At 43.3% G+C, this 14,863-nt stretch carries 14 protein-coding genes and 3 tRNA genes; 13 read left to right on the top strand and 4 right to left on the bottom strand.

Features of this window, described 5'->3' with window-relative positions; genetic code table 11:
- Positions 1-2: 2 nt before the first annotated feature.
- Positions 3-803, top strand: coding sequence for an indole-3-glycerol phosphate synthase TrpC (trpC, locus tag QQL60_RS03870; RefSeq protein WP_284722475.1), 801 nt, complete (start codon positions 3-5; stop codon positions 801-803).
- Here the strand turns inward: trpC and crp are convergent.
- Positions 783-1,469, bottom strand: a complete 687-nt coding sequence (gene crp / locus QQL60_RS03865) for a cAMP-activated global transcriptional regulator CRP (protein WP_284722474.1) — start codon at positions 1,467-1,469, stop codon at positions 783-785. The genes trpC and crp overlap by 21 nt on opposite strands.
- Positions 1,470-1,585: 116 nt before the next feature.
- Here crp and QQL60_RS03860 point away from each other — a divergent pair, with 116 nt between their 5' ends.
- From QQL60_RS03860 to QQL60_RS03850, 3 genes are read left to right on the top strand one after another with little or no spacing between them, the layout of a single operon-like run.
- Entirely contained in the window at positions 1,586-2,005 is a 420-nt protein-coding gene (locus QQL60_RS03860; RefSeq protein ID WP_273181719.1) for an OsmC family protein, read from the top strand.
- An 18-nt stretch (positions 2,006-2,023) separates the two neighbouring features.
- Positions 2,024-2,431, top strand: coding sequence for a VOC family protein (locus QQL60_RS03855; RefSeq protein WP_284722473.1), 408 nt, complete (start codon positions 2,024-2,026; stop codon positions 2,429-2,431).
- 3 nt (positions 2,432-2,434) lie between these two features.
- Positions 2,435-2,716 carry a YcgL domain-containing protein gene (locus QQL60_RS03850; RefSeq protein WP_284722472.1) on the top strand — a complete coding sequence of 94 codons (282 nt, stop codon included), beginning with the start codon at positions 2,435-2,437 and terminating at the stop codon, positions 2,714-2,716.
- Here QQL60_RS03850 and mutS read toward each other — a convergent pair.
- Complete coding sequence (gene mutS, locus QQL60_RS03845) at positions 2,713-5,271, bottom strand: DNA mismatch repair protein MutS (protein WP_284722471.1); 2,559 nt, start codon at positions 5,269-5,271, stop codon at positions 2,713-2,715. The two genes, QQL60_RS03850 and mutS, sit on opposite strands and share 4 nt — an antisense overlap.
- A 16-nt stretch (positions 5,272-5,287) precedes the next feature.
- On the opposite strand from mutS, the gene QQL60_RS03840 reads away from it, so the two are divergent.
- The 9 genes from QQL60_RS03840 (at position 5,288) to QQL60_RS03800 (ending at position 12,003) form a co-directional block, all read left to right on the top strand.
- Positions 5,288-5,788 carry a CinA family protein gene (locus QQL60_RS03840; protein ID WP_284722470.1) on the top strand — a complete coding sequence of 167 codons (501 nt, stop codon included), beginning with the start codon at positions 5,288-5,290 and terminating at the stop codon, positions 5,786-5,788.
- Between the two features lie 56 nt (positions 5,789-5,844).
- Positions 5,845-6,885, top strand: a complete 1,041-nt coding sequence (gene recA, locus QQL60_RS03835; RefSeq protein ID WP_284722469.1) for a recombinase RecA — start codon at positions 5,845-5,847, stop codon at positions 6,883-6,885.
- The gene (locus QQL60_RS03830) at positions 6,882-7,331 is read left to right on the top strand and encodes a regulatory protein RecX (RefSeq protein ID WP_284722468.1); all 450 of its coding nucleotides are present in this window, start codon (positions 6,882-6,884) and stop codon (positions 7,329-7,331) included. Before recA ends, QQL60_RS03830 begins: the two co-directional genes overlap by 4 nt.
- Entirely contained in the window at positions 7,321-9,924 is a 2,604-nt protein-coding gene (gene alaS, locus QQL60_RS03825; protein WP_284722467.1) for an alanine--tRNA ligase, read from the top strand. The genes QQL60_RS03830 and alaS overlap by 11 nt, the downstream gene beginning before the upstream one ends.
- Positions 9,925-9,926: 2 nt before the next feature.
- Positions 9,927-11,150 carry an aspartate kinase gene (locus tag QQL60_RS03820; protein WP_284722466.1) on the top strand — a complete coding sequence of 408 codons (1,224 nt, stop codon included), beginning with the start codon at positions 9,927-9,929 and terminating at the stop codon, positions 11,148-11,150.
- Positions 11,151-11,392: 242 nt separating this feature from the next.
- Positions 11,393-11,578, top strand: coding sequence for a carbon storage regulator CsrA (gene csrA / locus QQL60_RS03815; RefSeq protein ID WP_091711813.1), 186 nt, complete (start codon positions 11,393-11,395; stop codon positions 11,576-11,578).
- Between the two features lie 56 nt (positions 11,579-11,634).
- Positions 11,635-11,724: transfer RNA gene (locus QQL60_RS03810), tRNA-Ser, on the top strand.
- Between the two features lie 49 nt (positions 11,725-11,773).
- Positions 11,774-11,850, top strand: a tRNA-Arg gene (locus QQL60_RS03805).
- 76 nt (positions 11,851-11,926) lie between these two features.
- Positions 11,927-12,003, top strand: a tRNA-Arg gene (locus tag QQL60_RS03800).
- A gap of 281 nt (positions 12,004-12,284) precedes the next feature.
- On the opposite strand, the gene QQL60_RS03795 is transcribed toward QQL60_RS03800, so the two are convergent.
- Together QQL60_RS03795 and QQL60_RS03790 are read right to left on the bottom strand one after the other, a co-directional pair.
- Positions 12,285-12,860, bottom strand: a complete 576-nt coding sequence (locus tag QQL60_RS03795; RefSeq protein ID WP_284722465.1) for a DUF2726 domain-containing protein — start codon at positions 12,858-12,860, stop codon at positions 12,285-12,287.
- Positions 12,861-13,074: 214 nt separating this feature from the next.
- Positions 13,075-14,775 carry a methyl-accepting chemotaxis protein gene (locus QQL60_RS03790; RefSeq protein WP_284722464.1) on the bottom strand — a complete coding sequence of 567 codons (1,701 nt, stop codon included), beginning with the start codon at positions 14,773-14,775 and terminating at the stop codon, positions 13,075-13,077.
- Positions 14,776-14,863 lie beyond the last annotated feature (88 nt).

Raw genomic sequence — 14,863 nt, 5'->3', positions numbered from 1 at the left:
CTATGTCTGAAAATACACCTGATATTTTGCTCAATATCCTACAACGCAAACAGCAGGAAGTCGCTGAACGCTCAGCTAAAATTCCGTTAGCTATCATGCAGCAATTAGCTGAACAAGCTAATCCCGTTCGCGGTTTTGTTGAGTCTATCAGCAAAAAAATGCTTAATAACGAACCGGCCGTGATTGCAGAAATCAAAAAAGCCTCGCCGAGCAAAGGTTTGATAAGAGAAAACTTTATACCTAAAGACATTGCCGTCAGTTACGAGAAAGGTGGGGCCGCCTGTTTGTCCGTCTTAACCGACCGTGATTTTTTTCAGGGTCATGAAGTATATTTACAAGAAGCACGTAATGCCTGCTCCCTGCCAGTGATTCGTAAAGACTTTATTATCGATCCCTATCAGGTATTTGAAGCAAGAGCGATAAGCGCTGACTGTATTCTGTTAATTGTCGCGGCTTTGGATGATAATCAACTAGAAAGTTTAAGTCAGCTCGCGATTCAACTAGGTATGGATGTACTGGTAGAAGTACACGATCTCGAAGAGCTAGAACGCGCTCTGGTATTAAATCTACCTTTGATTGGTATCAACAATCGCGATCTAAGAACTTTTGAAACCTCGCTCGACACCACCCTGTCATTATTGCAACGCATTCCCCAAGGTCATATCGTGATTACCGAAAGCGGCATTCATACTCGTGATGACGTCAAATTAATGCGTGACAATAAGGTCAATGGTTTCTTGGTAGGTGAAGCCTTTATGCGGGCAGATGATCCCGGGACGGAATTAGCCAAGCTTTTTTACTAAAGGTTTTTTATGACGATGTTCTTCATCATAGATGATCATCGTCTTTCCTTTTGCCCATAACAGGCCATTGTCTTGTAACTCTTTTAGTACACGGCCAACCATTTCTCGAGAACACCCAACCATGCGGCTAATTTCCTGGCGTGTGACCTTGATTTGCATGCCATCTGGATGACGCATTGCATCTGGTTGTGCCGCTAGTTCATGTAAAGCCGCCTCGACTCTACCTGCCACATCAAGAAATGCCATATCGGTGGCTTTGCGAGTCGTTGATAACAAACGTTTCGCTAATTGTTCTGCAATGGTAAATAACAGTGTTGGGTAACACTCTTTTAACTGAGTCTTTGAGAGATTCATGATTTGTTGATACGAAATCTCTTCGGTTCGGACATCCGTTCTGGCACGGACAGTGACCATACGCTCACCGACATCGGAAAACATACCAATTTCACCAATAAAATCACCCTGGTTCAGATAAGCGACGATGAGCTCCTCGCCTTCTTCGTTCTCCATACAAACACTCACAGAGCCTTCACGGATGTAATAAAGCGTGTGAGGAGGATCACCAGGACGAACAATGATATTTTTCGCCGGATAGGTTTTTGTGTGACAGCAGCGAAAAAACTCTGCTAATCCTTGCTCAATGGCCTTGTGTCTATGATAGTCCATCTATATATCCAAAATGGGTGAGCGGGCAATAATACAGCATAAACGGGTATAATCCCTTAGCGATTTGATAAATATGTCAAATTTAAAGTGACTTATCAACTTTAGGAAACATTTAAATGAAAGCACGAGTGAAATGGGTCGAAGATGTTTTATTCCTCGGCGAGTCAGGAACAGGTCATACCGTAGTGATGGATGGCCCGGAAGAAGCAGGCGGACATGGCACCGGCATGCGTCCGATGGAGTTATTACTGATGGGTATGGCTGGGTGTACAGCCTTTGATGTCATCGAAATATTGAAGAAGTCTCAACAAGATATTCGCGACTGTGTTATTGAGGCGAATGGCGAAAGAAGCGAAGAAGCGCCAAAGGTTTACACTAATATTCATATTCACTACAAAATCACCGGTAAAAACGTAAAGGCGAATTTTGTTGAGCGTGCTATCAAAATGTCGACAGAGAAATATTGCTCAGCCACCATTATGTTGGCAAAGACAGCAACGGTGACGCATGATTACGAAATCATTGAAGTCGAGTAATAAAGAAAAGAGTAACAGATGTCTGTAAAAAAACGAGTACGGCCAGGCAAAACCGGTGGCATGCGACATGTCGCCCTCTTTGTTGATGATTTGGCTGCATGTGAACATTTCTATACGGAATTACTTGGGATGGAAGTCGAGTGGCGGCCGGATGAACAGAATGTCTATCTGACTTCAGGTAATGACAACCTTGCCCTACATCAGGCAGCTGAACCTGCTGCACCAGCGCATCAACAAAAATTGGATCATATTGGTTTTATTATTCCAGCCATAGAAGAAGTTGACGACTGGTTCGAGTTCTTAACAGCACATGATGTGAGCATTCGAAACCCACCGCGTACTCACAGAGATGGTGCCAGAAGTTTTTACTGTTACGACCCTAGTGGTACTGTAGTCCAAATTATTTATCATCCACCTATCTCATAGATAATGAAAACGTATATTTATAAAAGTCTAAAAAAAGAAGAGTTATATCTTTACATCAGCAAGAAAGATGATTTTTCAGAAGTCCCACAGGCGCTCTATGACTCAATGGGAAAAGAGCCACAGTTCGTTATGGAGCTTGAGTTGTCACCCGAAAAACCACTCGCCCGTGAAGATGTCATCACCGTGATGAAGAATCTGGAAACGCAGGGATATCATGTTCAAATGCCTCCCCGTCCAGAAAAACTCGGCGACTTTATGAATCAGAAAAAACAGCACCTTCACTAGTGCCTGAGTAATTGGCTAAGCTCATACAAGATATCTAATGCTTGTTTTGGGCTTAGTTCATCGGGGTTTATTTGCTCTAGTCGTTTCTCAAGCGGCGAAGATTCTGCTTCTTGGGTAAATAAGTCTTGTTGTGGCTGCGCGTTTGTCGTGTCGACTGAGTAGTGGGTCTGTTCCAGTTGCTTTAATTTGGTTTTGGCGGCTTTAATTACATCAGCAGGCACACCAGCAAGCTGAGCTACCTGAAGACCATAGCTTTGACTGGCGGCCCCTTCTTTCAACTGATGAAGAAAGACAATCTTGTCACCATGTTCGATAGCATCCAGATGCACATTCCTGGCTTGCTCAAATAACTCGGGTAGTTGTGTCATCTCGAAGTAATGTGTCGCAAATAAGGTATAAGCGCCAATATCACGAATCAGTTTTTCAGCACATGACCAAGCTAAAGCTAGACCATCAAAGGTACTGGTTCCACGGCCAATTTCATCCATTAAAACCAAGCTGTGGTGTGTAGCATTGTTGAGGATAGTCGCCGCTTCATTCATTTCCACCATGAAGGTCGAACGACCCGAAGCTAGGTCATCTGATGCCCCGATACGGGTAAAGACTTGATCCACGGGCCCGATAATTGCTTTGCTCGCCGGCACATAACTGCCCATATGTGCCATTAGGACGATCAATGCTGTCTGACGCATATAGGTCGACTTACCACCCATATTGGGACCGGTAATAATTAATGTGGACTGCTCAGCGGTTAATTTCAGATCATTAGCGCAAAAAGCTTGGTTTTGACACACTTCCACAACCGGGTGTCGACCTGCTTCAATATGGATTCCGGCATCATTCACAAACTCCGGGGCGACATAATCCAATGTCTCGGCCCGCTCAGCAAGATTGGCAAGCACATCCAGCTCAGCTAATGACATAGAACATTGTGATAAGGCCATTGATTCTGGTGCCACTTTATCGAACAATTCATCGTAAAGCGCCTTTTCTAAAGCTAATGCTTTTTCGTTCGCACTGAGAACCTGTTCTTCGAAGCGTTTCAGTTCAGGTGTGATGTACCGTTCAGCGTTTTTTAATGTCTGACGCCGAACATATTCATCAGGCAATGTAATATCGTGAGCACGACTCAGTTCGATAAAATAGCCATGCACTTTGTTATAGCCTACTTTGAGGGTATTAACGCCTGTTCTATGGCGTTCTTGTTGTTCAAGTTGATCTAAAAAGCCACTGGCATTTTTATGCAGATCGCGTAAACGATCCAACTCCTCGTTATAACCTGCTTTTATGACCCCACCATCTCTGATGAGAACAGGTGGTTCATCGATAATCGCTTGTTGTAATAGCAGAAGTAATTCACTGAACGTGCCTAACTGTCGATCCAGTTGCCGCAGATGGGTACTTTGCTTCGATTTCAATAACTGATGTAATTCAGGCAACGTTTCTAAAAGACGTCGAATATGCATAAAGTCACGAGGTCTGGCTGTACGAAGCGCCATCCGTGACAAAATACGCTCAATATCTCCCAACGACTTCATCAAAGCATGACAGTCGTTGAAACTATTGTGCTCCAAAAACTCCTGAATCACATGTTGTCTATCAACTAATGTTTTGTGATCACGTATTGGACGCATTAACCAGCGTCTCAACATACGTGCGCCCATCGGTGTCGCGGTCCTGTCCAGTACCGAGATAAGGCTATTTTCAATGCCTCCTGACAGGTTACGTTCAAGTTCAAGATTTTTTCGTGATTGTGGATCCAGTCGAATGCTGTCTTTCGAATACTCAACACTAAGTTGGCGCAAATGAGGCAACGCTGTTCTATGTGTTTCTTGTGCGTAGTTCACTAAACAGCCGGCAGCGCGAATCGCAATATCCAGTCCCTCACAACCAAACCCTTTTAGATCAGTTGTATTAAATTGTTCACATAATCGAGTTTTGGCTGCCTTTAATTCAAAATGCCACTCCGGTAGCTTGCGAAGTTGTTTTTCAAACGCCTCAAACCCCGCCAGTAATGTTTCACTTAATAAAATTTCTGCGGGTTGTAACCTGGCTAATTCGGCTTTTAATAATTCAGCATTATCTAGTTCACTGATAATAAACCGACCGCTGCTAATCTCAGCATAAGCTAATCCATATCGCCCTTTTTCTTCACAAATAGCGAGCAGGAGATTTTCATTGCGGCTGTCCAGCAGTGCTTCTTCCGTCAATGTACCTGGCGTCAGAACTCTTACAACTTGTCGCTCAACAGGACCTTTACTCGTTGCCGGATCACCTATTTGCTCACAAATAGCAACAGACTCACCCAGCTTAATAAGTCTTGATAAATAATTATCTGCCGCATGGTAAGGCACCCCCGCCATAGGAATAGGTGCACCGTTACTGCTGCCACGCGCAGTTAATGTGATATCAAGCAGTTCGGCGGCTTTATGAGCATCGTCAAAAAAGAGCTCATAAAAGTCCCCCATACGATAAAACAGCAAAAATTCCGGATGTTCGGCTTTGATGCGCAGATACTGCTGCATCATTGGAGTATGATTTTGAATTTGAGTCATTTTTATAGTTTATATCATGCAAAATATTTCTGACGCATCACTGCAAGAAAAAATCATTCAAGTCGCTGAAACTTTAAATAAAAAGCATTTAATGTTGGCGACAGCAGAATCATGTACTGGTGGCTGGGTGGCGAAATGTTGCACGGATCTTGCCGGTAGTTCGAGCTGGTTTGAACGAGGTTTCGTCACCTACAGTAACCAGGCTAAACACGAGCAACTCGGCGTCAAGTTAGCTTCACTCGATCAATATGGCGCTGTCAGTCAGTTAGTAGCCGAGGAAATGGCGATAGGTACACTTCGCCATTCGAAAGCCGATATTAGCGTGTCATTAACCGGTATTGCCGGCCCCGGTGGCGGTACAGAAAACAAACCTGTTGGTACAGTATGGATAGCTTGGGCATCTCAAATAGATAAAGTCAGCAGTCAGCTTTTTCAATTCGATGGGGATAGAGAAAGTGTCAGACGACAAGCCGTGTTAGCGGCCTTATCCGGAATCATTAAAAACGCTAGAGACTGACTGCTATCTATGGGATAATCGAAGGATTTATTAAAAACAGCTTCAGAGGTAGTGCAATGGATGACGATAAGAAAAAAGCGCTAGGCGCCGCGCTTGGTCAAATTGAGAAGCAATTTGGTAAAGGCTCTGTTATGCGTCTGGGTGATAATGTCGCAGCTCGTGACGTGTCAGCCGTATCTTCTGGCTCAATTGGGCTAGACGTTGCACTTGGTATAGGTGGTCTTCCTCGTGGTCGTGTTATTGAAATTTACGGACCAGAATCTTCAGGTAAAACTACATTGACGTTGCATGCTATCGCTGAGATGCAAAAAACAGGTGGTACAGCCGCGTTTGTGGATGCTGAACATGCTCTTGATCCTGTTTACGCTGAAAAATTAGGTGTCAATATTGATGACCTGCTGGTTTCTCAGCCTGACACAGGTGAACAAGCCTTAGAAATCACCGATATGCTGGTTCGTTCCGGTGCTGTGGATATCGTAGTGGTAGACTCCGTTGCCGCATTGACGCCAAAAGCTGAAATCGAAGGTGATATGGGTGACAGTCACATGGGGCTTCAGGCTCGTTTAATGTCACAAGCATTACGTAAGCTGACCGCTAACATTAAACGCTCCAATACGCTGGTTATCTTCATCAACCAGATTCGTATGAAAATTGGTGTCATGTTTGGTAACCCTGAAACCACAACAGGTGGTAACGCGCTTAAATTCTATGCCTCTGTACGTTTGGATATCAGACGTATTGGTGCAATCAAAAAAGGTGATGAGATTCTGGGTAACGAAACCCGTGTCAAAGTCGTCAAAAATAAAGTCGCTCCGCCCTTCAAACAGGTTGAATTCGACATCATGTATGGTGAAGGTATTTCACGTGAAGGTGAATTGATTGATTTAGGCGTTCAACAGAATATTGTCGAAAAATCAGGCGCTTGGTATAGCTACAACGGAACACGTATCGGTCAGGGTAAAGATAATGTGCGTGGCTATCTTAAAGAAAACCCAGAAATGTCGGCTGAAATTGAAAGCAAAATACGTGAAACCATGTTGCCTAAAAAGACAGCCAAAAAAGATGATAGCGCTGTTGAGGACGACGTCGAGGCGTGAAGCAATCAGCCAGTGCACGAGCCGTAAGCTATTTAGCCAACCGCGAACATAGTGCTCATGAATTGGCACAAAAGCTCAACAAAGCAGGTTTTGATGCAGAAGAAGTTGAGAAAGTTATTCAACAACTAAAAGAAACAAATCTGCAAAGTGATGTTCGATTTGCTGAAAGCTTTATCCGTTCGAGAGCAAATCGAGGTTATGGTGCGGTTCGCATCAACATGGAATTAAAAGATCGGGGTGTGGCTGCCGACATCATCACCGAATGCATGACCGCGGCAGAAATAGATTGGTTTACGCTTGCCTCAGAAGTACGTTGTAAGCGTTTTGGCGAGGAAATACCTGATGATTATAAAAGCCGAGCAAAACAGCAAAGGTTTTTACAGTATCGGGGATTTACTCATGAACAGATAACGGAAAGTTTTAATTTAACCGACGATGAAAAGTAGCGCAGATATTCGCAAGTTGTTTCTCGACTTTTTCGCAAGTAAAGGTCATGAAGTCGTAGCAAGTAGTCCTCTTGTCCCTGCTAATGACCCCACTCTTCTATTCACCAATGCAGGTATGGTGCAATTTAAGGAAACCTTCTTAGGTCAAGAGACGCGTAAGTACACGCGTGCTGTCACGACACAGCGATGTGTGCGTGCCGGCGGTAAACACAATGACTTGGAAAATGTCGGTTACACCGCTCGCCACCATACGTTCTTTGAAATGCTGGGTAACTTCAGCTTTGGTGATTACTTCAAGCGTGAAGCTATTCAATATGCATGGGAGTTTCTAACAGAAACACTTGGGCTGCCTGCTGAAAAATTGTGGATCACCGTTTTCGAGGAAGATGATGAAGCGGCTGATATCTGGTTAAAAGAAATTGGTGTTTCAGCAGAACGTTTTTCCCGTATTGGCGCAAAAGATAATTTCTGGTCAATGGGTGATACAGGTCCATGTGGCCCATGCTCGGAAATATTCTATGACCACGGTGAAGATGTTGCCGGTGGTCCGCCTGGCACACCAGAAGAAGATGGCGATCGTTATATCGAAATCTGGAATCTGGTCTTCATGCAGTTCAACCGTTCAGCTGATGGTACCTTGACACCGTTGCCAAAACCTTCTGTGGATACGGGCATGGGGCTTGAACGTCTGGCAGCCGTGCTACAACACGTTCATAACAACTACGAAATAGATCTATTCCAACATCTGATCCAAGCGATTCAAAAACTGTCTGGTACAGAAGATCACACTAACTTCTCACTACGCGTTATCGCCGATCATATTCGCTCATGTTCATTCATGGTCACCGATGGTGTTTATCCATCGAATGAAGGCCGTGGTTATGTCTTGCGTCGTATTATCCGTCGCGCGATTCGTCATGGTCATAAGCTCGGACTCAAAGACAACTTTTTCTACAAGCTGGTGCAACCTCTTGTTGATGAAATGGGCGAAGCATTTCCTGAACTTGCCCAATCGCAGGAGCTTGTTGAAAAAGCACTTCAACAAGAAGAAACACGCTTTGCTGACACGCTGGATAATGGGTTAAAAATTCTGGACCAAGCCATTGAAGACATGGGTGATAAAGAGATTCCAGGTGAAACTGTTTTCTTACTCTATGATACATACGGCTTCCCTATCGATCTGACTGCAGATATTGCTCGCGAACGCGGCCTGACAATTGATATCGCTGGTTTTGAACGTGCCATGGAAGCACAACGTAGTCGTGCCCGTAGTGCGAGCCAGTTCTCAGGTGGTTTATCAGACCAAATTACTATTGATAGTAGTACAGAATTTTGTGGTTATGACCTCACTCAACATGACAGCACCATCCTGGCAATCATCGTCAATGGCGAACATGTTGATAGCATTTCTGAAGGTCAAGAAGGGTTAATCGTATTAGACAAGACCCCTTTCTATGCTGAGTCTGGTGGTCAGGTAGGCGATCACGGTGACATCAACGTAGATAACGCGAGCTTCACGGTTACCGATACGCGTAAACAATCTCAAGCATTCACACATATCGGTCGATGTGAACATGGCCGTTTCCAAGTTGGTCAACATGTCACCGCACAGATTGATGAAAATAACCGTCTGGCGACAGCATTAAATCACTCAGCGACGCATTTATTACATGCGGCTTTACGTAAAGTTCTTGGCGAGCATGTGATGCAGAAAGGTTCATTAGTCAATCCACAACGTTTGCGCTTTGACTTTTCACACTTTGAGCCTGTGACACGAGCTCAGCTACGTGAAATCGAACGTTTAGTAAACCAACAAATTCGCCTCAACCACCCTGTTGAAACTCGTTTAATGGCCATAGAAGAAGCGAAGAAAAGCGGCGCAATGGCTTTGTTTGGCGAGAAATACGATGACGAAGTCCGCGTATTGAGCATGAGCGATTTCTCAATCGAACTCTGTGGTGGTACCCACGTTAAACAAACCGGTGACATCGGTATGCTCAAAATTATTTCTGAAGCGGGTATTGCATCGGGTGTGCGTCGTATTGAAGCCGTCACCGGTGAAAAAGCGATTGATTACATAGAGCAAATGGAATCAACCCTCACTGATGTATCTGAGTTACTAAAAGCTAAACCTGCCAATGTACAAGACAAAGCCTCACAGCTGGTACAAAGACAACGTGAGTTAGAAAAAGAACTGGACGTATTAAAAGCCAAATTAGCCAGCAGTGCAGGCAATGATTTAGCAGATTCTGCTACCGACATTAACGGTATCAAAGTATTGGCTTCCACGTTGGAAGGCGCTGATGGTAAATCACTTCGAGACACCGTCGATCAGCTCAAAAATAAGCTTGGCACGGCTGCTATTGTACTCACCGCTGTCCAGGATGAAAAAATTACAATTATTGCTGGCGTTACTAAGGATATTACCGATAAAATCCGCGCCGGAGATCTGGTTGGTCATATAGCTAGTCAGGTTGGTGGTAAAGGTGGCGGTCGTCCTGATATGGCTCAAGGCGGCGGTAATGAACCTCAGAACCTGGCAGCAGCTCTAGCTTCTGTACCAGACTGGGTGACTTCGAAGTTGGAAAACTAAGCATGTCTTTAATTGTTCAAAAATATGGTGGCACATCTGTTGGCTCCGCTGAACGTATCCGCGAAGTAGCCAAAAAGATCATTGATTATCGTAATCAAGGTCATGATTTAGTCGTGGTCGTTTCAGCGATGAGTGGCGAAACAAATCGTTTAATCGATTTAGCCAAACAACTAAGCGATAACCCGCGTGGCCGTGAGTTAGATGTGCTTTTATCAACAGGTGAGCAAGTTACCATTGCACTGCTCAGTTTGACACTTGCTCAAATGGGTATGCCCGCTGTTTCTTATACAGGCAGTCAAGTCCGCATCCTGACTGATAATGCACATAACAAAGCACGGATTATGGAGATTGACGACAAGAATATTCGTCAGGATCTCAATCAGGGCAAAGTGGTGGTGGTTGCAGGATTTCAAGGGTGTGATGAGAATGGTAACATCACCACTCTTGGTCGCGGTGGTAGTGACACAACGGCTGTTGCATTAGCAGCTGCACTAAAAGCGGATGAATGCCAGATATACACCGATGTCGATGGCGTCTATACCACTGATCCCAGAGTTGTTTCTGAAGCACGTCGCCTAGACTCTATTACTTTCGAAGAAATGCTGGAAATGGCCAGCTTAGGTGCAAAAGTTTTGCAAATACGCTCTGTCGAATTTGCGAGTAAATATAACGTCCCATTACGTGTCCTTTCCTCATTTACTGAAGGTGGTGGCACATTAATCGCGGCTGAGGACCCATCAATGGAACAAGCTTTAATTTCAGGTATTGCATTTAATCGTGATGAAGCCAAACTGACTATTCTTGGTGTACCTGATCACCCAGGCATTGCTTCACAAATTCTCGGCCCTATCGCAGCTGAGAACATTGAAGTCGATATGATCATTCAAAATACCGGTCATGACTCGACAACAGACTTTACATTTACTGTTCATCGCAATGACTATCAAGCTGCGTTAACTATCTTACAAAGAACGGCTGAAGAGCTGGGTGCCAGAGAGGTTAATGGTAACGAGAAAATTGCCAAAATCTCTGTTGTCGGTGTAGGCATGCGCTCGCACGCAGGTATTGCCAGCACAATGTTCGGTTCACTAGCAAAAGAAAACATCAATATCAGTATGATATCTACTTCAGAAATCAAAATCTCTGTGGTTATTGATGAGAAATACCTGGAGCTGGGGGTTAGAACATTACATAAGGCATTTAATCTAGAACAAGCACCTGCTTAAAAGCTAAATGCTTGAGTCTCGTCATGTTTTTGAGATGATTTTATCGCTTAGATGTTCTGTTCCTGATAAAATATTATCTGAACAATGGATAAAAAAGTTTTTTTTATAGTCCATGAATAAAGAGGCGAGAAGACCTCTACATAAATGAATAGGACAAAGGCACGAGGCCTGATCAATCGAAAGGAGTCATCATAATTCTCCTGATACCTCGGCCTAATTTTTGAGAGTAAGGGGAAAAAAACATGTTAATACTCACACGTCGTGTTGGCGAATCACTCATCATCGGTGACGATGTTGTTGTAAACGTACTTGGTGTTAAAGGTAATCAGGTAAGAATTGGTGTAGACGCTCCTAAAGACGTCACCGTGCACCGTGAAGAAATCTACGATCGCATTCAGGCTGAAAAAGATCAGCCAAATGTGAGTTAAATTTACAATTATCACTAGCCAAATCGTTATCATCTGATATACTAGGCGGCTTTGATGGAGAGCTGGCCGAGAGGCTGAAGGCGCGCCCCTGCTAAGGGCGTATAGGTTTACCCCTATCGAGGGTTCGAATCCCTCGCTCTCCGCCATAAATTTTATTGATGGCATCATTGGATGCTTGTATAATAAGCGGCTTTAGCGCCCGTAGCTCAGCTGGATAGAGTACCTGGCTACGAACCAGGCGGTCGCACGTTCGAATCGTGCCGGGCGCGCCATTTAAAGTACATAATCAAGCAGTCACCGAGAAATCGGGACTGCTTTTTTATTTCAATAATAGATTTCAGATAGATAGCGCCCGTAGCTCAGCTGGATAGAGTACCTGGCTACGAACCAGGCGGTCGCACGTTCGAATCGTGCCGGGCGCGCCATCTGTCTCTCCACTCCCCCTTCCCCACAATCATCAACCATAATCATTCATGATGGCTTGTTTCAGTCATCTGTTCTGAAAAACTATCTTCTGATGAGATTCACTCTATTAATAAGCGTGAGTTAGAAATATCATTTTTTTAACTCACAGAAATAATCAACCGATAAAAATAAAGGTACTTCTGCTAACTATAGCCTAGGCACCTCTATTATATGAGTATCGAATGGTGAGCAGATCAGATGAAGCTATCGAGCTATCTTGACGCAACCTGCACGACAAGAATTATCTATCCGGATTGATCAGAATTTTTATGTCATCCATCACGACATCAGATGAAAATTGAATAGCAAATTCAGGATGAATCGCATTCTTTATTTTCTCGGCTATCAATTGCGACTGATAACTTTGCTCTACTGTGAAACGTAATAAAGGCACTCTGGCAACTCGTAATACATTATCGAGGAAGTCATCACGGAGTTGTCTTGCAGGCTTGCTATGTGAAGCATCATCGAGTTCTATCGCACATAAAATATCGGCTGTTTTCGTGTCAGTCAGAACAAAATCAACGTGCTTGGACTGAATTTTGTTAAAGGCTTTTTGCCACTCAGATTTAGACTTCGTTTGCTTTACGATGACGATATCAGCCAGTCGCACTTTAGAAGAAATATCATACTGTCCATCGACGGCAAGTTTCAGGCTATGTTGGAATGAGAGTTCTGCCGGAGTGAGTAATGATGGTTGTTTACTGTAGGGATAGTCTGTTGTCTTTTCTGTTTTATCCTTGTCATCCTTCATCAAGGCGAGAAGCAGAACAGCCACTAATATGACAATAAACAATCCAATAAAAACAAATGACATCTTAATATTCCAGCTGAAAAGCTGATCTTAGAATAGATGCTCATCGCTCAGCAATGAATAAAGACATTATTCTACGATCATTTAATAACCATTTGTTTTAAATAAGAATAATTAACTGATGACGTTAATATCCATATCCGGATATTAACGTCTTATTCCAAGCCGCGACAGCAATTAAATGCATGTATACAAAGTCGCTATCAAAAATGCTCTTTTACGATACTTTAAACTGCTTGACCATACTGGTGAGTTTTTCACTCAATTGCGCAATTTCCTGGCTCGCCTGTGATACCTGCTCAGATCCTTCGGCTGTGTTTTCTGACACCTGTTGAATATTATGCACATTGCTATTAATTTCGTTGACCACATGACTTTGCTGCTCGGCTGCGGTCGCAATCAAGGTATTCATCTCAGTGATTGAGCTAACCGAATTGGTAATTTCTTTTAATGAATTAGTGGCATCTACCGCTTTTGACACAAGCCCTTCAATACTCTTCTGATTCAGTGCCATCGAGTTAACAGCATTATCTGATCCTTGCTGCAAAGTAAGGATCAGGTCTTCAATCTCTTTGGTTGAGTCTTGTGTTTTTTGTGCTAAAGAACGCACTTCATCAGCCACAACAGCAAAACCACGCCCTTGATCACCAGCTCGGGCCGCTTCAATAGCTGCATTTAAAGCAAGTAAGTTTGTTTGTTCAGCAATGCTTTTAATTACATCAAGTACGGTACCGATGTTTTCACTATCTGATTTCAGAGTTTTAATGACAGAGGTTGAAGTATTAATTTCTGCTGCAAGGTTATTAATTGAGGCAACAATTTCCTCAACAACTTTACGACCAGACTCCGAGTCTTTATCGCCTTTAATAGCCGCTTCAGAGGCCTTTTCAGCACTAATCGCAACTTCTTGTACGGTTGCTGTCATCTCGGTGATAGCCGATGCGACGTGCACCGTTTCATTTTTTTGTTTAGCAATATTCTTATTGGTTGAAATACTCACCACTGAGGTTTCTTCGGCTGCAGTCGATAATTGCTCTGATGCTTGAGTAATACTAATGACCAAACTCTGAAGTTTTTCGACAAAACGATTAAATGTTTTCCCCATCGCACCTACTTCATCAGCGCTGTCAAAGTTCATCCGTTTTGTTAAATCATTATCCTGAGCCATTGAGGTAAGAACAGCCATCACGCCTTTAATGGGGGTAACGATATTACTAATAATAATTTTTGAGATGAAAATACCAATTATTAGTGAAGCCACTGCCATTGCAATCAGGCTAAATAAACTGGAGCGCTGCACATTCTGAACATTTTTTACTGACCGGTTTGTAATATTATCAATGCTCGCTTGCATGGCTTGTAAGCTTTCAAATAATTTTGCTTCGATATCCTGTAGCTGTGCCTGCTCATCCTTTGATAAATAACCACCGCCCGACATACTTCCACCGCGTTTGATAATCTGAATCGCACTATCAACGTATTTCTGATAATTAGCCTGCTGCTCAACTACTTTAGCTGTATTTTCGTCCAGACTAAGCACATCCGCGTGTAAATCAGCATCAAGTACCTTGCCTTTCGATTTATCCAGGATAGTGACGATGTCTTGCATCGCTTGATTGGTTTGTGCAGTGATATTTTCTATGCTGGTGAAATGCTCTTTGATGATGTTTCTTCTCGCCCCTGATTTGGCATCAATCATCAACTGCTGTAATTCAGCCGCTTTTTTTAATTGAAGCTGACTCGCTTCAGACACATTTTTTTCAAGTGGCAGTGACATCTCATGAATAACAGAAAATTCCTCTGAAATATTATTCATTTTGAAGATAGCAAAAGCAGAGATGATCACTTGGGTTATGCCAAGAATAATAACCACACTGAAAATCTTTTTCCCGATAGGAAGGTTCTTAATAAACTGCATTCCAGCTCCAGCCTCAGTCAAATTTAATCGTTAATTATGTCAACCATGAATATTTCATAGTCTATGCAGAGAGTATATCGGCTGAATT

This window comes from Methylophaga thalassica (genome assembly GCF_030159795.1).
GTDB lineage: Bacteria > Pseudomonadota > Gammaproteobacteria > Nitrosococcales > Methylophagaceae > Methylophaga > Methylophaga thalassica.
The sequence above is the reverse complement of the archived record's forward strand: the minus strand, read 5'-3'. Positions and strand labels throughout refer to the sequence as shown.